The organism is Granulicella tundricola MP5ACTX9, assembly GCF_000178975.2.
Lineage (GTDB): Bacteria > Acidobacteriota > Terriglobia > Terriglobales > Acidobacteriaceae > Edaphobacter > Edaphobacter tundricola.
This window is the reverse complement of sequence record NC_015065.1, coordinates 248624-266852: the sequence shown is the minus strand read 5'-3', so window position 1 is coordinate 266852 and position 18229 is coordinate 248624. Positions and strand designations below refer to the sequence as shown.

Genomic DNA, 18229 nt, shown 5'->3' with positions numbered 1-18229 from the left:
TAACCCTTCCGGTGGATCTGCTGATTCCGAAGCGTTAATTGCTCGTCATGCTCGATGCCAGTTGATGCTTCAGCCAGAGGCTTAGTGATGTCTCGATAACGGCGTGATCACCAGGCTCATTCAGAGCCGCATTCGTCGCAGCCTTCTCCAACATAAAGTTCGTCATCCCTCCGCATACCCCAAACCCCACCCCAACTCCTGCATCCTTCCACCTATCTCCACATCTAGTTAGCTGACCTGACCAGACCACGCGCAGGCGTCGAGTTCGAGCGTACGAAAGAGGAACGAAGGAAATGGCAAATCTCACGAATAAAGTTGCAGTCGTCACAGGAGCATCGAAGGGCATCGGCGCCTCCATCGCCAAACACCTCGCAGCCGCAGGCGCGTCCGTCGTCGTCAACTACGCCTCCAGCAAGGAAGGCGCAGACAACGTTGTAGCCGAGATCGTCAAGGCAGGCGGCAAAGCCGTCGCAGTCGGTGGCAGCGTCGCCAAAGAGGATGAAGTCATCAACCTCTTCGCCAAGGCAAAAGAGGCCTACGGCAAGCTTGATATCCTCATCAACAACGCCGGCGTCTTCGCCTTCAGCCCCATCGATCAGTTCTCGGCAGACGATTACCGCCGCCAGTACGACACCAACGTCCTTGGCGTCTTCCTCGCCACCAAGCACGCCATTCCCCTCTTCCCTGAGACCGGCGGCAGCATCGTCAACATCAGCTCCGTCGTCAGCACCCTCGCGCCCCCTTTCGGCTCCGTTTACTCCAGCACCAAGGGCGCACTCGACACCATCACCAAGTCCCTCGCCAAGGAGCTTGGCCCACGCAAGATCCGTGTCAACGCCATCAACCCCGGCATGGTCGAAACGGAAGGCGCAATAGGCCTCGGCATCATCGGCAGCGACATGGAGAAGCAGACCATCGCCACCACGCCCCTCGGTCGCACCGGCCAGCCGGAAGACATCGCCCTCCCCACCGTCTTCCTCGCCTCGGACGATGCCCGCTGGATCACCGGCGAGACCATCTTCGTCTCCGGTGGCGCAGGCATCTAGTCCCCGCATCGATCTAGAATGCGAGCAAACAAAGGGGAGAGCTCACCAGCTCTCCCCTTTCTCGTACTACCCTCACAACGAACATGAGCTAGACTCCCCTGCTACCGTTTCAGCGTAGTCCCAGCATTCGCACCTTTACTACCGTTTCAGCGGACGAAGTCGCTCGTTCTTCCGGACAGATCCCCATAAAGCCGTGAACAGCGCTGAAACGGTAGCATGCACCCTGAATTCAGCCCCACATGCACCGCAGGCAGGGCAATTTCACGGCCCAAACTCCTCTCTGCTACCGTTTCAGCGTTGCTCAACCAGGTTCAGCCGCTACCGTTTCAGCGTGCAGAAACCGGGATTGACCCAATATCCCCCGTTCCCTGCTACCGTTTCAGCGCGCTTTTAAACAGAAATCTACCCCAGCACGCGGCGACGCTTCGCCAGCGGAGCCTCAATCGTCGGAGCCGCAAACTCACTTCCCACCCGCTCCGGAATCGCCAGAGGAGCCGGATGAATATGCATCCCGCTCTCGGAAAGATCCACCTTCATCTGCGGATACACCAGCCGAATCTTCTTCACCGTCGCCACCACCTTCTGCTTGAAGTTCCGCAGCTCCTTGTACTCCGCCCCCATCTGCCGGTGCAGCCCCTCCCACGGAATCGTCTTCGTATCCCCGTCCTTCCGCGCGCTATACGTCTTATGGCAGATCAGCGAGTACAGATCCAGCGAAAGCGGAGACTTCCGCAACGCCCGCAGCGCGCGCAGGTCCAGCGGAATCGGGCTGGATGTAATCGCACTAAAAAACTTCTCGCTCAGCTCGATATAGCTCTCAAACAACGAGTTCTGCGCGTCTTTATCAAAATTCCACCACAGCACGGCCTCCGGGCCAATCTGCATATCCAGCCACGCATCGCCCGTCTTGCCGTCCTTCTTGAATGTCTGCTTGAAGCTGATCGTAGCCCGCAGCATCCGCTCGATCTGGTCCTTCAGCCGCCGCGAATCGCTCCGAACCCCGCCATTCGATGGATTCAGCCCCAGCTTCCGCATAAAATCCGGATACGTCTGCCCCAGGTACAGCCGCCGCTTCTTCGTTCGAGCAGCCTCCGTCACCATCCAGTAAAGAAACAGCCGCGGAATCGTCCCATACGGATACTTGTGCGCCGCCTTCTCCTCGTCGTAGAGCGGACGGATCGATAGCGTCAGATTCCCGTTCGTCCTGCTCCAGATCGGAATATTGCCCGGATCGCTATGCGGAAACGTGCACTGAATCAACTGCCGAGCCAGAAACGCCCGCTCATACGAGTCAGGCGACTGTTGCATATCGGTAGCAGCCTGCAGAAGCCGCATCGCCACCGGCGAAAGCCCCTCCACCTCATCCATCCCCGCACTACCGTCTACAGCTTCGGTCTCGGAGGACATACCAAACTCGTCCTCATCCATCTCAGGCGTTGGCCGGTCCAGTACCGCCGGCGCAACAGCCCGCACAGCCTTGCCCACCACTTTGCTTCGAGTTCGGGTCGCACTTTTAGGCATACGTGATCTTAGATCAATGTTGCAGCCGCGTTGCTTCAGTTATATCTGATCCACAGAGCCACGGCCTGCGGTAAGGCGATATCGCAACAATATCGCAAAAATAACGCAGCAATAGATTCTACCCAACACAGGCAATGCCCGCCCACTCCCGCCATCCCGAAGGAAGCCACAACCGGGTGCCCCATGTCCCGCCTCTGGGACGTGGGTTTCCACTGCCGCTAAAGCAGTGCAAAGTATCGCAGCGATATCGCCGCAGTCTTGTATAAAGCAGATTATCGTAGCGATACCGCGATAAATATCGCCACAATATTGCAGACTTATCGCCCTTTATGCGATATCGTAGCAATATCGCAACAAGCAACACTCAGATCGAGGCCAAATGCCAGTCATCGCAGTCTCAAATCCCAAGGGTGGAGCAGGAAAAAGCACCACCACCCTCCTCCTCGCCACTTACCTCGCCCAGCAGGGAGCCAGCGTCAGTGTCCTCGACGCAGACCCCAACCAGCCCATCATGGACTGGAAGAAGAACGGCAAATCCAAGACCACCATGCACGTCGTCGGAAACGTCCGTGAAAACAACCTCATGGAGACCCTTGAGGAGCAGCCCCACCAGTTCGTCTTCATCGACCTCGAAGGCACCGCCAGCCTCCTCGTCTCCCGCTCCATCGCCATGGCAGACTTCGTCATCGTCCCCGTCCAGGCCTCGGCCGTAGACGTCCGCCAGGCCGGCAAAGCCATCCGAGCCGTACGCGACGAAGAAAAGGTCGCCCAGCGCTCCAACGCCTCCCGCAGAATCCCGTTCCGCGTCCTCATGACCCGCACCCCAGCCCCCGGAGCCCCTGTTTCCTCCGTCCAGCGCCAGCTTGAGGCTGAGATCGAAGCCGCCGGCATACCCCGCTTCAAAACCAGCCTAGCTGAGCGCATGGCCTTCAAAGCCCTCTTCGTAGAGCGCCTAACCCTCTCCGAGATGGGCGATCTCAAGGTCGGAAACCTCGAAGCAGCCTACGAAAACGTCCACGAACTAGCCGAAGAGCTCATCACCCTGCTCCAGGCCATCCCCGGCGTAGAAGCCATCAAGGGAGCGAAACATGAATAAGTTCGGACTCTTGGATGAAGAAGACGACGCGCAGCCAACCCAGCAGACTGCCCAGGCCAGCCTCACAGACCGCCTGGCAGCCTTTCCCGCAGTCACGCCCCGCCCCCGCGTCGATCTGGCCGCAGTAGACGCCGCAGGGGCCGCCCACGGCTTCGTCAGCAGGGAAGCCAGCCCATACCAGCCCCTCCAGCAGGGCCGCCGCCGCCGGGCAATCCCCAGCGAACCCACCCGCCACCTCGCCATTCGCCTCACCGCCAGTGCCTACGACCGTTTTGTAGCCTACGCTGACCTCCACAAACTCACTTACCACGACGCCCTGACCCGCCTCATGGACGAATCCGGTGTAAACCCACGCTGAAACGGTAGCAACCTAGCCATCCTGCCCGACACTCCGCATTTTGTTGTCATTCCCGAAGGGAATCTGCGTTTGTTCCCTTTAAACCATAGCCAGGAATAGCTGCGTGCAAGCGCAATAACTCATACCGCCCGGGCAGGGCAGGCCCCTTACTTCCTCCTGCTACCGTTTCAGCGTCATCCTTGCGAGAGTCTGCCCCATCCTCATCGCAGTATTACCGCGATGAGGGTGGGCCTCGTTTGCGGAAGCAAACGACCCTTCCACCTTACAAAAACCCCTAACCGTACCGCACAGTACGGTGCACGTCAGGGGCCATCACCGAAATCACATGGTCCAAAACCCACAAAACCCGCGCCAGTAGCGGCCTCCACCACCGCAGGCCATGGTGCGTTCACCACGTTTTATGGTGCAAACACCACGACTTACCATGCGAATTACTGCAGAATCAGCTCCACAGCCTGATAAGCCGGAATCGTCACATTGAACGTACTCCCCGGAACCGCAAATGAAGTCCCCGTCAGCGCCGTCCCGCTCGGTTTAGTCCCCACCCCGTAGCTGTACTGGGTTGCCGTAGCCCCCAGCGTAGCTCCGGGGAAGCTCACCTGCACCACAGCCGCATTCGAAGCATCCGCATTGATCAGAATCAAAGCCTTCTGCCCATTGGACTTGGCCGCCGCATAGCTCACCACGGTTGAGCTGCTCGAAACCGCGCTCACCACACTATCCCCCGTCCCCGCCAGTTGATGAGCCATCTGCAGCCCATAGAACACCGGCCCCGGCGTCTTCTCGTCAAACGAAAGGAACGTCCCCGCCATGTCATGCAGCTCCAGGTAATCCACGTTCAGAATCCCCTGCTGCAACGCCGTCAGATACTCGTTGATCACAAACAGCCCCAAAACCTCATTCGGAAAGCCCGGCGCCAGAGTGGCATTCGGTGAGGTCTCTGAAAGCACAAACCGCATATTCGCCGCATTGGACGGGCAATATTGCGCCAGCGACTTCTTGATCCCCGCAACAACATTGGGGATTTCAACCTGCGGCAGACTCAGCAACTCACCCGGCTGCACCGCCAGATAAGTCCCCGGATAGTAGTGAATGATCGCCAGATCGAAGTTCCCCAAGCCACACGCAGCCTGCGGAACATCCGTATTCCAGTTACCCGGAATCGGATCGTCATAGATCGGCGAGGAGAAGTCCAACCCAATCTGGATCGTAGAATCCACAGCCTTCATCGCCGCAATAAACGCAGCAGAGTTAGCCCCATAAGCCGCTGGAGAGAGCGCCGCAAGCTGATCCCGAGATTCATAGGCCCCTGGGCTATAGCCATTCGGATAGATGTACGGAGCGTGCAGGTCGCCCTCGAAGTTCCGGTTACCCGCCCAGCCGTTGTAGTACATCTCGTTGCCCAACTCCCAATGCTTGATCCCGATCGGTGCCGTATTCCCAATCCGCAGGAAGTTATATCCATCGTCATTCGCCAATGGATTCGCAGCTCTCAGCCCCGCCCAGAAACCAACCGTCTTCCAATTGAACCCAACTGCATCGATCCCGATCACCTGCGTATTCGCCGGATCGCCGTTCGCATAAGCCACCCACGCTGCAGCCTCCTGAGGCTGCCCTGGCTGGTTCGGTTCGGAGCAATTGTTCGTCAGGCCCATCGTCCCGGCCTTCTTCGTACCGTTCGCATCGCCCAGGCTTGTTCCGTAGTTCACCGTGATCAGCGGCGTCGCACCGCTCGCTTGGACAGTCTTGATAAAGTGCCCAAAGTCTGAGGTCGGTTCCAGCTGAAGTTCTCCCTGCACGATCCCGCACGCCGGCGCGGTGGAAGTATAAAGAGGCGTCTCCGAGTACTGCGCCCAGTGATACCGGTCCGCGTAGCTTCCCCCTGGATACCGCAGTGTCGTAATCCCCGCCGCCTTCAGCACCGGCGCAACCCCGCTCGCATCGCCCAGGCTGCCATCGTACACAGACGTGTGCAGCCCAAAAAAGTTCGCAGGCACAGTAGCCAACGTAGTAGCCGTATTCACCGTCACAGTCGCCGTAGCCACGGAAAGCGAGATCGTCGCAGTCGCAGTCTGCAGCGGCGTGCTGCTGTCCGTCGCACTCACGCTGAAGCTATAGCTCCCCGTAGCAGTAGGCGTTCCGCTCAGCGTCCCGTTACTCGCCAGTGTGATCCCATTCGGAAGCGTGCCGCCGGCCTGTGTGACTTTATAGGGTCCCGTGCCACCTGTAATCGCAAGCACAGAGCTGTAGCTCGTATTGATCAACGCCCCAGCCACGGTCGTGCTCACACTCAAGCTCGAACCAGAAACTGCCGGCGCAATCACCAGGTTGAACGTCGTGCTTGCTTTACCATTCGCAGCATCGGTCACCGTGATGATCGGGCTGTAGCTCCCGGAGGCAGTCGGGGTCCCGGACAACACCCCCAGCGTCGACAGGCTCAAACCGTTCGGCAGCGTTCCGCTCACCGTAAAGCTGTAAGGAGTGGTCCCGTTCGCCGCCGCAATCGTCGTGCTGTAGGCCACATTCGCCGTGCCCGAGGGCAGGGAAGCGGTCGTAATCGTCACCGCCTGCGCTGCCTGCAGGATCAAAAGGGTCAAGGTGGCACTCGCCTGCTGACCCTTCGCGTCTGTCACGGTGAAGGGAATTGGATAGCTCCCTTGCGTGCTCGGCGTGCCAGTCAGCGCACCAGCAGTGGAGAGGCTCAGCCCATTTGGCAACGTCACACCGCTGGAGAAGCTGTAAGGAGACGTGCCATTCACGGCACTCAGCATCGCACTGTACGCCGTACCCACCACAGCGGAAGGCAGGGAAGTCGTCGAAATCTGCAGTGAAGTCGGAGAAGTAACCCCCGCGATCGTCACGTTATACGTCGCGCTCGCCTTGCCACCGATCGCATCCGTGACACCCACAGTAAAGCTATAGCTACCCGCCGTCGTAGGCGTCCCGGCGAGCACCCCACCGGTGCTCAACGAAAGCCCCGCCGGCACAGATCCGCTGCTGGCAAACGTATAGGGCGTCTTCCCATTGACCGCTGTAACGGTAGCGCTGTACGCCGTGCCCACCGTGCCATTCGGAAGCGTGACGGTGGAGATGGAGACAGGAGTCGTGGCCACTGCGCCATTGATCACCAGCGTGTAATACAGGCTGGCCTTGCTGCCGGACCCATCCGTAACCGTCACGGTGAAGTTGAACGTTCCACCCAACGTCGGCGTCCCGTACACCAGGCCTGCAGCGTTCACGGTAAGCCCCGTGGGGGGCGCACCCGTGATGACAGAGAACGTATAAGACTGGCTTCCACCCGAAGCAACGATCGTCGCGTTATAAGCGACACCCACCGTACCCGCCGCAAGCGAGGCCGTTGCAATCTTCACCGAGCCCGTGGACCCTGAGCCGCCGGAGCCGGACGTGGTGCCATTTCCGCATCCGTTCAACCCAATCAAGCCACCAAGGAAGCACACCAAAAGAGCCGCGGTGATCCGCGCAGAAAATTGTTTCAGCATTATGTCGAGCCTGCCCTTTATTAGGAACCTGTCAGGAACCGCGCCTAGTTTACCGCAGCGCCACGCGCTTCAAACGTCAATATCAGGTCAGGCACTCCAGACGGAAGATGTAGAGCGGCGCGCGCGAAGGTGTCACCTGCCGATTATGTTGAAACACCGGCCCCATCGTCGCTCCGAAGCGACTCCTTCCACACATTATCCAGCAGGGAAAGCGGAGCGAACAGCACACCAAAAAGAAACCCAAGCTCCAACACCCCCGGCCGATTCCCAAGCACTCTTCCCGCAATCAACCGGAGCCCTTTCCGGTCCCCGGCCCGCTTAGCCTTCAGCGCCACCTTCGTCGCCAGAAACGAGTTATAAGCCCTCGCGCTCAGCCACGCACGATGATGATCCGCCCAAGCCAGCGACTCCGCCCAGTTCGTCCGCCGGCTACGCGTCATCTCAGAGACAGACAGGTGATACACCACCAGCGGCTCCCACACGAACCGCACCCGCGCCCCGCCTTCATGCTCAGCAGCCAGCAGCCAGGCCCAGTCCTCATGATCCGCAAACGTAGGCGAGGGCATCGCTACCGCCAGGCTCCGTGGAATCAAAAGGCAGTGCAGGTTGATCTGCCCCGGACGCCCGCGCAATCCCGGCCGCACCAGCATGTAGTCCCCCAGGCTCTCACCCTCGCCAATCGGCCTCACCGGCCAGATATCCTTCCGCCCCGCCTGCTCGAAGACGCACCTACAGGCGATCATTGTCCGCTGATCCTCCGCGTCCGCAATCGCCAACTGTGCCGCCACCTTACCCGGAAGAAGCTCGTCGTCGTCGTCCAGCAGGTTGATCCAGTCGCCTGCGCTCGCCAGGACTCCCGCATTCCGCGCCGCAGCCGGCCCCCCATGCTCCACCGTAAGGTGTCGCACCCGAGGATCGAAATCCCGAAGCGCCTCAGCCGTAGCCGGATCGGGACCATCCGAGACCACGATCACCTCCATGTTCCCGTGCGTCTGCGCCAACGCACTCCGAACCGCGCGTTGCACCAACTCCGGCCGCCCCAACGTGGGGATGACGACCGAGACCAGCGGGTTATATCCAGGAGGATTCAATGGGTAGCCCCTCGATGATATCGTCTCCCGCTGCTCTCAAAGAGAGCGCCTCTGAGAAGATGAATCATGCGCGTCGTGTTCGTCACCAGGGAGCCGATCATCCACCAGTTCGGCGGAAGCACCACCGCAGCCCTCAACCTGCTGGAGGTCCTCGTAGCCCAGGGCTGCCAGGTGGACATGCTGGTCACGGACCCCTACAGCCGTTCCCCCCGCCTCTTTTGGCGTCAACGCCTCCCCCTTCCCGCCGGCATCACCCTCCACCTCGGCAAGCCAGGGATAGGCACTCTCCACCTGAACCCATTCTCACTGCGAGCCTGGGCCCGTTTCGCCGCTCGCCTCGCCAAACGCTTCCAACCCCTAGCTTGGCTCGGAGGGCTTGTCCATCTGCTGTTCGGGAACAAAGTCGTGGCAGACGCCTGGGACCTGACCCCTCCCACCCAGCAGGAACTGGCCGCCGCTTTAGCCTTCATCGCCGCCCAGAACGCCGAGATCGTCGTAGTGAACTACGCCTTCTGGGGCTCACTCCTCTCTGCTCCAGCTCTGCATGCCCACAAGCGCATCATCCTGATGCACGACATGCTCTCCGCACGCGCCGCCCGATTCCAGCAGGCTGGCCTCGCACTCGACTGCATCCCCATCTCGCACGATGAGGAGATCTCCTGGCTCAACCAGGCTGACATCGTCCTCGCAATCCAGAACGCGGAGGCAGAGGCCATCCGCCCACTCCTCACAGCGGAGGTCCTGGTCCAGCCGATTGTGCTCTCCCTTCGGCCTCCCAAGCCGCCTCCCCTTCCCAACCCGAATCACTGTCTCTTCATAGGAACCCGCATCCAGCCCAATCAAACAGGAATCCAGTGGTTCCTTGATGAGGTCTGGCCGCTCATCCTCACGGCCAACCCAGCCGCCACCTTGACGGTCGCTGGGTCGGTCTGTGAAGTGATCGAGCCCGGAGCCCCGCACGTAACGCTCGCAGGCATCCTCCCTTCCCTGGCTGGCGAGTTTGCCTCAGCCGCCGTCTGCATCGTCCCCCTCCTGGTCGGAAGCGGCTTGAAGATCAAACTGCTTGAGGCGTTGGCACAAGGGAAGGCATGCGTCTCCACGCCGATCGGTGTGCAGGGCCTTGAAGATGCAGTGGAAGGCGTAATCGAAGTTGCCGGCAACCCGGCTGACTTTGCCGCTGCCGTGCTTCGGCTCATGCAGGATCAAGACCTCCGGCAAGCCAGAGAACAAGCATCGCTCTCTCTCGTCAGGAGGCGCTTTCGTCCGGAGAGTGAGGCTGCGCGAGCCTTCGCCGCAAAGCTGCTGGCAACCGAACCGCGTCCTTCTTGGCCATAACCGCACCCGCAGGCTTCAGACGCGCAAAGCCAGGATGCGTCCCCAGTACAGCTTCTTCGACCACAACCTCACGCCGCCGGTACGGTGACTCCGGCAACATGCATTGCGCAAGGCACACATAAGCCAGGAACGTTGGCAGGAAGGGGTCCAATGCCACTGATTCCACCCACCCCGTGATGAAGATCCAGCCCAGCATCGCCAGTGGGAAGATCGTCTCCGGCCCGGCGTTCCGGCGATAGCGCTTCCACGCCACCACCAGGCTTCCCCAAAGCAGGAAGGCATACAACAACGCACCGCCCACCCCAGCGGAGAGCGTCTCGTCCAGATAGGTGTTGTGTGCATTGGGTACGACCCAGCCCAGGTGCTTGGAGATCGTGGAAATATGATCCGTCGACCAGAATGCATGGAAGCCGTACCCAGTTAGCGGTCGTTCTGAGATGAAGTCGCTCACATCCGCCCAGAGCGGAGTGCGATTGGAGACGGTGGCCGTGTTCTCGGTATCCGACCGGCCCATCATGAAGGAGGTCTGTAAGACTCGCTCTCCGCTCCCGGTAGCGATAATGGCGGGAAGCACACACGCAAAGAGCAGGAAGAGCGCAACCACATTGCTGCGGCGTTGCACACGCGTATCGATGATTTGCTTGAAGAAGAACAGCGACATCACCACGCATGCACCCGCAGCGGCGCGGGAGTGAGTGTAAAAAAGCAGGATCGCTCCAGCCACAAGCGCCGCGGTCAGACTGCGCGTGCGCTGCGGATACTTGAGCAGAAGCGTCAACCCGCAGAACATGAAGACAGTAATGTTCATTCCCTGGGAGTTGCCGCTCATCACCCCAAGGAGCCGGTAGTCCGGGTCGAACGGCGCAAACGTATGTGTGACAAAGACATCCACACAGAAGGCGATGAGCGCGACGCTCCCGCACGCAAAGAAGCCCAACTTTGCCAGCTCAATGACTCGAAATGATTTGGCGACGGCAATCACCAGCAGAACATCCAAGAAGAAGACGGTCAGCCGTTTCAATCCGAGAGCAGGGTCTGCCGTCCAGAGCAAGCTCCCAACCGCCAGCGCAAAGTAAGCACCGGCAGCGATCGCAAGCGCACCGTGAAAGCCTTGAGCGCGTCGCCGGCGAGGTATCCGCCAAAGCATGTAGCATGCCACCAAACCCATCAGCGGCAGGGAGATCTGCCGCGTAAGACTGGCCTGCTCCACGATGGCGTGCGCATCCGCATTGCGCTCTTCCATTGCGTTCAATGGGAAATAGTAGGGCCTGGCAAACCAGAAGCCGATCGTCAGCAATACCACCCAGAATCGCTTCGCCCGCAACAGGCTATACGCCGCAGGCTCACGCGGAGCCCCCGTCATGACATCCGGTATGGTCATTGCACGTGTGCTCATGCGCGCCGCATCTCCCGAACATAAAAGCCTGTCTGGACCAGCAGAACGATGATACTGCCAGCCAGCAAAGCCGCCGCCGCCCCGGTCGCACCCGTCCGGTTCACCAGCACGTAAGCCAGCGCGAGCTGAACGACCAGACCCGCCACCGCGGCAAGGAAATTCAGCCTGGCTTGATTGATCGCGGAAAGCCCGTAGCTCGTCCCGAGCGAAGCCCCATAGGCCAGCAGGTTGCACGCCAGCAAAATCAGGATCACATGTGCATCAGGCGGCGTCAGGTGATAGATCAGCTTTGCGATGGCCGGCCCCGCAACCACAATGCCCACGACAAAGACCATCGTCCCGCCGATGATCAGCGTACTGTGACGCCGGACGACCCGCCGCAGCGAATCCTTGCCCCCGCCCGCATAGGCCCTGGCCATGCTTGGCCCCATCGTATTCTGCATGCTGGTCAACGCCACCCGGGGAATATTCACGACCGCCTCGCACACGGCATAACCCGCAACAGCAGTAGGGCCTCGCATCGCACTCAGAATCCACGGATTTGCCTGCTGACCTACGAGAAGCGTCATATTGCTGCCAAAGAACCAGCGCCCCAACTGCATATTCAATCGGAGGTCATCCCTGCAATCACTGATTCCAAAGCTGAAGCGTCGCCGATTCGAAAAGAGCCAAAAGAGGGAAGCCGGAACGCAAGCCAGGCTGAGAGCCCAGACCGCCGATGTGGAATGCAGACGATGACTATGCAGAAGCAGCAACACGGAAGTGGTCTGCACGGCAACGGTGATTGCATCCGCAATAAACGCAGCCCGGAAAGACATCTGCGCAAAGTACATCCGTCGTGTGAACTCACGAAAGACAATGGCGACACTCGGCAGTGCAAGCGGCGCGAAGAGCTGGCGATACTGCTCCCCATGGTGATTCAGCAACAAAGCCAGCAACAGAAGAGTAACAACCCCGAGCACACAACCAACCACCTGATGCGTCAGTACGCTGCCGAGATACGGTTTCTTCCGCTCTTCCGAAAGCCCGGGCATATTGAAGATATAGGGCCCCCAGATGAGGACGCCGCAAATCTGGTTGATGAAGTCGAGACTACGCAGCGAAAGAATAAAAACGCCAAACTCCGCATTAGGCGTATGACGCGCAACGGCGGCCGAAATCACCATGTTGCCAAAGCTGACCACACCCTGATCCAGCAACGCGTAGGTCAACCGCGTCGTGCTCGGGATACGAAGGCGCCCACCTATTTTGAACAGATTTGAAACGAAAGCGATCAAGCCAGTATGCCGCCAACCTCAGCCGGAACGGCACAGGCTTCCGCTTCGCCAGCCGCCAGCTCACGATAGAGCCGATTCATGCGGTCACCGTTGGCTGTCCACTCGTAGCCAATAGCTCTGCGGCGAGCACCATGAGAGAGCTGACGCAACCGCTTCCGATCACCCGCAAGCTCCATCAACACCGCAGCAAAATCATGAACAGCCGTCTCCGGATCGACCACAGCAATCTTCACCCCGCACTCGGAGGTCACAATATCGCCTGCTCCCTGGTGATCGAAGCAGACGACAGGAACTCCCGCCCCCAGCGCCTCGAGCATCACGTTCCCGGAGGTATCCCGGAGGCTCGTAAACACAAACACATGAGCCCAATCCTGCTGCGCAATCGCATCCGCGAGCGCAAGATGGCCGGAAAACGTGCAGTGGCGCTCAATGCCAAGCGAAGCGGCAAGCTCTTTCCAGGACTGCTCCTGAGGTCCTTTCCCAAGAACCTGTAGCTCAAAGGCCAACTCATCCTTGACGCTTGCCAACGCCCTCAGCAGCAGGGGCAACGCCTTCCGTGTCGCAAGCTCGCCCACCCACAAAATCCGCAGCGGAGTCTCTCCGTCATACTTGCTCATCGACGTTGCAGCCGCCAGACGCGGCAGCCCGGTCTCGAGCAAAAGCTCAATCGGCCGTCCGAAGCTCTCTTCAAAGTCCCGCTGATTCGTGCTGTTCGCGGCAAACACAACAGAAGCCCGAGCGGCGGCCTGATGAACACGCGGCTTGAAGCGCAGAGAGATCTGGTTGACGATCGTCCGAAGGCTTTCCTTCAAAGCTTCACGCCAGGGAAGATAGGACAGAAACGCCGCCGGAAAGTTCTGCGTTCCACCAGTCGGTCCCCAGATAAACGGGATATCCATCTTCCACGTATAGCCCGGCTCGCGAAAACCCGTGCCATTAACCTGATGGACCGCGGCAAACCCATGCTGCCCATGAAGCTGCTGAGCAAGGTTGAAAGCAAGCCGCTGAAAATGCTGATAAGCCAGGTAGTTATAGACGAATAAAACCGGCAGCTTTTGCAGCAGAGGCAACAGCCAATCAGGCTGCGGCGTATAAAAATGAACGTGATCCGGAAGCAGCCCGGACTGCCGAGCCATCGTCAGCGCTTCAAACGATTTCGGACTCGTAATGACATGCACCTCAAACTCACGCGCCGCCTGCATCACGCGGTTCCACCCGACAGAAAGCTCAGACCCGCCTGCAGGCGAGCACTCATAAGCCATCAGCAGCACCGTCGTGCGTGAGTTCGTGTTGTCGGTCAAATCACTACGTTGCGCCATCGCGCCCTCGTTCCAATTAGAAGACAGCCCCGGTTGCAGGGTTGAAGTAGACGCCCAGATTAAATGTCCGTACGTAACGCCCAATCTTCGTCAGCTTATCCCGCGGAATCAGCAGCATATCGCCCGGCTTCAACTGGATATCCTCGGGCGGGTGCTTCCCGTGATCGAGATGATGAAAGTTGATCCGATGCACCTCGGACATCCCATCAGGCATGGGCCGGAACAGCAGAATCTGAGACAGCTGAGCCGAATCCTTCGGCCCGCCCGCCAGCATAATCGCCTGGAGAGCGGTCGTCGGCTGCCGCAGATCATACTTGCCGGGAGTCACAACCTCCCCGCCAATGGCGATACGTGGACGCTCAAAGTCCTTCAGCGTCACCGCAACCTCAGGGTTCACCACCTTGCTGCTCGATGCATTGATAATCAGGTCCCGCACCTGGAGCAGCGTGAGGCCCCCCATCTTGATGTCTCCAGCCGACGTCAGAATCACATGCCCGTCAGGTTGCACGGTGACGGTCTGGTTGAACTCCGGCGTCCAGCGGAATGCGATATCCAGCACGTCACCCGGGTTCACTCTGTAGTTTGGCGCACTGTCCGCACCCTGGGCCGGCTGCTGACTCAAAGCCTGGACGCCGGCAGGGCCCCCTGCCGCCATCCGCGGTTTTTCGGCCTCAGCCGAAACAGCCGTAGCCATCACCAGCAGCGCGAGGAGCAGGAACCCGTAATTGATCAATCGAACTCGCATCGTCCTCATCATTCTAAAGAACCCTGTACAGCCAGTGAGGTATAGGGTACGTCCGGCGGTTCAGAAGATATCCCAGAACAGGCGTCTCGGTCTGTTGCAGGAATGACACCATCTGCCGGATCTGCCGCTTACGCGCCGCAGCCGCCGCGACCACCGCAACATATCCGTCCACGATCCCGTCCAGATAGATCGCCAGCGTAGAGTCGCGCAGACTTGGGCAGTCCAGGAAGATCATGTCGAAGTGCTTATCGGCATTTTGCAGCGCCGGTTCCAGATCGGTCCAGAAGGTCTGCTTCCCAAACTGGCCAAGGATCAACAGCGAGGAGTCCGCAACCGCCGAACCCGGAAACGCCAGCTCCCAGCAAAGAGTTGTCTCATCCCGCTGTAATCCCACCGTGACCGCATGATTGGAACGCGTCGCTTCAAGCAGGCGTGTCATATCCAGCAAGGCAACTCGCAGCTTGACCTGAGCGGACGCCTCATGTGCAAGATGTTCCGAAACGTAGCTGCCGCCATCCCCAGGCCGTGCGGAGGTCACTGCAATGCGCTTGCCACGCGCTCCATCAGTCCCCTGGACCAAAGAAGAACGCAGCGAGGTCAGCAACCGTCGGAACTCAATCGCATTCTCCGGCGCTTCAGATCCGTTGATCTCCTCAGCCAACGTGCCGGACGTACGAACGCCCGTCACGGCATCCAGTTGCTGCGGCGTATAAACCAGAAGGTCTGAGCTGTCAGCGTAAAGCGCCAGTACAGACGCCAGAATCAACGCCATCAAAAGACCCGCGACTGCATAAGCCAGCGGTTTCGGCCGAACCGGGATAATCGAGGTAATCGGACGCTGCACAAGAGTGACGTCAAACAACTGATCCTTGTCCAGCGCCTCTCCCACACGGGCCTCATCGCGCTTCTGCACGTAGAGGTTGTAACCGGTCTGCGCTTCCTGGTAGCGGCGCTTCAGAACGTCGTAGGCCTGGGTCGATTGCTGAAGGTCATGCAGCCGGCCCTCGGCCACACCATGCTGACGCTCCAGTTCCTTCTGCGCCGCGGATGATCCGCTGACCTCGGCACTGCTGGTCACCAGTGACGTCGTCACCTGCTGCCAGATCGGATTGACGTCCGTCGAGCTGTCGGATGCAGGGTGCAGCGCGGCTTCATCCAGCGCGGAGCGAGCCGTGGCAATATTCTGATCGAGAGCAAGCACCGCTCGATCGGTCGGCGGATAACGGTGCAGCAGTTCGTCACGGCGATTGACCAACTCCACCAGGTTCGTATTCAAACGTTCCTGGGAGTACTGGTTCGTAAGCGAACGCCGAACGGTCTCAGTCCGAGCCGGAGTACTGGCCAGTCGTTGCAGCAGATTCCGGGTGCGGCTGGTCTGGTTCGCAACATTCGACTTCGCAGCGGCAATCTGGTCTTCGATCGCCGCAACCCGCTCAATCTGAAGTTTCTTTTGCTCGTCCATATCGACGAGTTCATGGCCCTCTTCGAACTTCGTCAGCGCATCCCGCGCGTTCGCCAGATCGCCGCTGAAGAGCTGTGCCTGCCGGTCGAAGAAGTCAGCCGCATTCGCAGACTGCGTCAGTACCTTCCTCTGATTTAGATAAGACTCCAGGATGGAGGTGAGATGAAACACAGACATCTCGGGAGTCTTGTCGATCAGCCGCACATCGATGATGCTTGAATCTCGAACAGGATCGATCGACAGGTGATCCTGAATACGCTTGACCGTCTCTTGCTCCGCTTTGAGTTGACGGGGGTCTCCCACAGGGATGTTGGGCAAGCCCAGGGCAGCGCGCACAACCGCCTGGCTCTTCAGCAGGTCAACCTCAGAGTTGATCTGGGTCTGGCTGACGTCTTCCGTCGTCACAATGCGGTTGACCGGACCAGCGGACAGGGTAGACCGCGTCCGCAGGTTCGCGACCACCAGCTTTGCCGTAGCCTCGTAACGTTTCGGCAGAAAGACGATGACCAGCACAGTCAGCACGAGTATGCCTACGAAGACCGTCCACCACAGGCGCTGGCGCCGGAAGACCGCCTCCATCAGAATCTGTCTCAGCCTGAGCCGGGAATCGTTTTGCATCACGAAGCTAAAGTCCTCAACTGCCTTGAAAAAGGCGTTTTATAAGTTTGGCCTGGACAGAGGTCCGGAAGACTCATTGACAGAAACGTCATCGAACCGAAGAGAGATATAGATCTGCTGAGCCTGTACGGTATTACGTTAGCACTTTGCTTTAGGAATGAGGCATATTCCTGATGAAAGCACTACAGATTGCCACTAAAGTCGTATCCGAATCGCCTCGGGAAGGTTGCTCTTGAACGATTCATACCAGGATTTCTTCGGTTCCCTCGTGGCCGCCTTAACCAGAGCGGGCTCACTCAAAGGAATATCGTGAAAGCCCAGCCTGAGCCACTGGCTTTCTCGGTCGCGTTGCAACTCTTGCGGGAACAGCGCGATGAACTCCTGATGAGTCACCTGTGCGCGCCAACCGGTATCTGCCTCACTGTCTTCCGTCGGCAGATCCTGCCTGTTCTTATTCGCTTCAACCGTACGGACTAACGATACGATGAGATCCTTTCCGGGCCCGAGCGCCAAGTGGCTTGTTTGCGTCGGACGCACGTTCATCTCGATGAGGAATGGTGTACCAGTCGTGGCCTCGACGATAAAGTCGAAGCCGCAGAAGCCGGAGATTCCAAGACGCCGGATCAACGTCCTCGCCGCGGCAAGCATCGGCTCAGACTCAATAACGCGCAGAACCGACGAAGGCCCGCGAACATTCCAACTTTCGACGACTTCCATGCAATGGCAAGCCAGCAATTCGCCGCGCCAGCATGAGGCAGCAAGCGTCGCTTCGGAACCCACAATATTCCTCTGCGCCACAACCGTGTGACGTTGTAGCCGAAGCATGCCATAGAGCGGCTTGAGGTGTCTGTTCATCAAAACACGATTCATGGTCCGGAGCGGACCGACAGGTCCCCTCAGGCGCCTCCAGAAAGTCAACGCCTGCCTCGCATCCCGGGCTATCCGTACGCCGTTTCCCCCAAAGCTTCCATCGCTCTTCAGAACCAGGGGCCACCCCAGCTCCTCCTCTGCGACCTCGAGCTCGAAGCGGGAATTGACCTGCAGGCTGGCTGGAATCTCGATCTGTTCTTCAGTCGCCAAGGTCATAAGCCCAAAACGGGAAAGTTCGATGCTGTAGTGTTCAGGTGTACCGAAGGATCGTTCCAGAAGCTCCTTCAAAACACGATCATTCTTCGTCACAGCCAACTGATGAATCCGGTGAGCAAGACGAAAGGTCTCTTCATTGCAACAGATCACGAGATCGGGAGCAGCATCTCGTAACGCGTTCATCATTGATTTCAAGGGCTTTAGATCCCGATACGAATAACGTCGTGCAAGTCCACTTATCAGTAGAAGCGGATGGTCATTGCGGCAGACCGCATACACCTCGCAGCCCGTCTCAATCAGGGCCATGGCCAGGCGGGCCGTAGAGATCCAGCGTTCGGAAGCGACTAGAAGAATCTTTATACTCATGTGCCGTGCTTAC

Annotated in this window: 13 protein-coding genes; 4 read left to right on the top strand and 9 right to left on the bottom strand. The window is 59.1% G+C overall.

Going from position 1 to position 18229, the window contains the following annotated elements; all coding sequences use genetic code 11:
* The first annotated feature begins 293 nt into the window (after window positions 1-293).
* Window positions 294-1046: an SDR family NAD(P)-dependent oxidoreductase gene (locus ACIX9_RS21300; RefSeq protein ID WP_013582260.1), complete on the top strand. Its 753-nt coding sequence runs from the start codon at window positions 294-296 to the stop codon at window positions 1044-1046.
* A gap of 402 nt (window positions 1047-1448) precedes the next feature.
* Here the strand turns inward: ACIX9_RS21300 and ACIX9_RS21295 are convergent, their stop codons facing one another.
* Entirely contained in the window at window positions 1449-2567 is a 1119-nt protein-coding gene (locus ACIX9_RS21295; RefSeq protein ID WP_157478252.1) for a replication protein RepA, read from the bottom strand.
* Between the two features lie 379 nt (window positions 2568-2946).
* Between ACIX9_RS21295 and ACIX9_RS21290 the strand changes: the two genes are divergently transcribed.
* The gene (locus ACIX9_RS21290) at window positions 2947-3663 is read left to right on the top strand and encodes a ParA family protein (RefSeq protein WP_013582258.1); all 717 of its coding nucleotides are present in this window, start codon (window positions 2947-2949) and stop codon (window positions 3661-3663) included.
* The gene (locus tag ACIX9_RS21285) at window positions 3656-4021 is read left to right on the top strand and encodes a hypothetical protein (RefSeq protein ID WP_013582257.1); all 366 of its coding nucleotides are present in this window, start codon (window positions 3656-3658) and stop codon (window positions 4019-4021) included. The genes ACIX9_RS21290 and ACIX9_RS21285 overlap by 8 nt, the downstream gene beginning before the upstream one ends.
* 431 nt (window positions 4022-4452) lie before the next feature.
* On the opposite strand, the gene ACIX9_RS24265 is transcribed toward ACIX9_RS21285, so the two are convergent.
* Window positions 4453-7521, bottom strand: coding sequence for a putative Ig domain-containing protein (locus ACIX9_RS24265; protein WP_013582256.1), 3069 nt, complete (start codon window positions 7519-7521; stop codon window positions 4453-4455).
* Between the two features lie 143 nt (window positions 7522-7664).
* Complete coding sequence (locus ACIX9_RS24260; protein ID WP_013582255.1) at window positions 7665-8612, bottom strand: glycosyltransferase family 2 protein; 948 nt, start codon at window positions 8610-8612, stop codon at window positions 7665-7667.
* Window positions 8613-8678: 66 nt separating this feature from the next.
* On the opposite strand from ACIX9_RS24260, the gene ACIX9_RS21270 reads away from it, so the two are divergent.
* On the top strand, window positions 8679-9947 hold the full coding sequence (locus ACIX9_RS21270; RefSeq protein ID WP_013582254.1) for a glycosyltransferase: 1269 nt from the start codon (window positions 8679-8681) through the stop codon (window positions 9945-9947).
* Here ACIX9_RS21270 and ACIX9_RS21265 read toward each other — a convergent pair.
* From ACIX9_RS21265 to ACIX9_RS21240, 6 genes are all read right to left on the bottom strand, one after another.
* Window positions 9859-11343 carry an O-antigen ligase family protein gene (locus tag ACIX9_RS21265; protein WP_013582253.1) on the bottom strand — a complete coding sequence of 495 codons (1485 nt, stop codon included), beginning with the start codon at window positions 11341-11343 and terminating at the stop codon, window positions 9859-9861. The genes ACIX9_RS21270 and ACIX9_RS21265 overlap by 89 nt on opposite strands.
* Window positions 11340-12620, bottom strand: coding sequence for a lipopolysaccharide biosynthesis protein (locus tag ACIX9_RS21260; protein WP_013582252.1), 1281 nt, complete (start codon window positions 12618-12620; stop codon window positions 11340-11342). The genes ACIX9_RS21265 and ACIX9_RS21260 overlap by 4 nt, the downstream gene beginning before the upstream one ends.
* A complete protein-coding gene (locus ACIX9_RS27515) occupies window positions 12617-13939 on the bottom strand; it encodes a glycosyltransferase (protein WP_013582251.1) in 1323 nt (440 codons plus the stop codon). Before ACIX9_RS27515 ends, ACIX9_RS21260 begins: the two co-directional genes overlap by 4 nt.
* Window positions 13940-13955: 16 nt before the next feature.
* Window positions 13956-14684 (bottom strand): polysaccharide biosynthesis/export family protein, encoded by a 729-nt coding sequence (locus tag ACIX9_RS21250; RefSeq protein ID WP_198152239.1) that lies wholly within the window; start codon window positions 14682-14684, stop codon window positions 13956-13958.
* Between the two features lie 13 nt (window positions 14685-14697).
* The gene (locus ACIX9_RS21245; RefSeq protein ID WP_013582249.1) at window positions 14698-16764 is read right to left on the bottom strand and encodes a GumC family protein; all 2067 of its coding nucleotides are present in this window, start codon (window positions 16762-16764) and stop codon (window positions 14698-14700) included.
* 195 nt (window positions 16765-16959) lie between these two features.
* A complete protein-coding gene (locus ACIX9_RS21240) occupies window positions 16960-18216 on the bottom strand; it encodes an ATP-binding protein (RefSeq protein WP_013582248.1) in 1257 nt (418 codons plus the stop codon).
* Window positions 18217-18229 lie beyond the last annotated feature (13 nt).

Bases quoted from the DNA above. Each gene is read 5' to 3' on its own strand.
- ACIX9_RS21300 (WP_013582260.1), top strand. From the start codon at position 294: ATGGCAAATCTCACGAATAAAGTTGCAGTCGTCACAGGAGCATCGAAG.
- ACIX9_RS21295 (WP_157478252.1), bottom strand. From the start codon at position 2,567: ATGCCTAAAAGTGCGACCCGAACTCGAAGCAAAGTGGTGGGCAAGGCT.
- ACIX9_RS21290 (WP_013582258.1), top strand. From the start codon at position 2,947: ATGCCAGTCATCGCAGTCTCAAATCCCAAGGGTGGAGCAGGAAAAAGC.
- ACIX9_RS21285 (WP_013582257.1), top strand. From the start codon at position 3,656: ATGAATAAGTTCGGACTCTTGGATGAAGAAGACGACGCGCAGCCAACC.
- ACIX9_RS24265 (WP_013582256.1), bottom strand. From the start codon at position 7,521: ATGCTGAAACAATTTTCTGCGCGGATCACCGCGGCTCTTTTGGTGTGC.
- ACIX9_RS21270 (WP_013582254.1), top strand. From the start codon at position 8,679: ATGCGCGTCGTGTTCGTCACCAGGGAGCCGATCATCCACCAGTTCGGC.
- ACIX9_RS21265 (WP_013582253.1), bottom strand. From the start codon at position 11,343: ATGAGCACACGTGCAATGACCATACCGGATGTCATGACGGGGGCTCCG.
- ACIX9_RS27515 (WP_013582251.1), bottom strand. From the start codon at position 13,939: ATGGCGCAACGTAGTGATTTGACCGACAACACGAACTCACGCACGACG.
- ACIX9_RS21250 (WP_198152239.1), bottom strand. From the start codon at position 14,684: ATGCGAGTTCGATTGATCAATTACGGGTTCCTGCTCCTCGCGCTGCTG.
- ACIX9_RS21245 (WP_013582249.1), bottom strand. From the start codon at position 16,764: ATGCAAAACGATTCCCGGCTCAGGCTGAGACAGATTCTGATGGAGGCG.
- ACIX9_RS21240 (WP_013582248.1), bottom strand. From the start codon at position 18,216: ATGAGTATAAAGATTCTTCTAGTCGCTTCCGAACGCTGGATCTCTACG.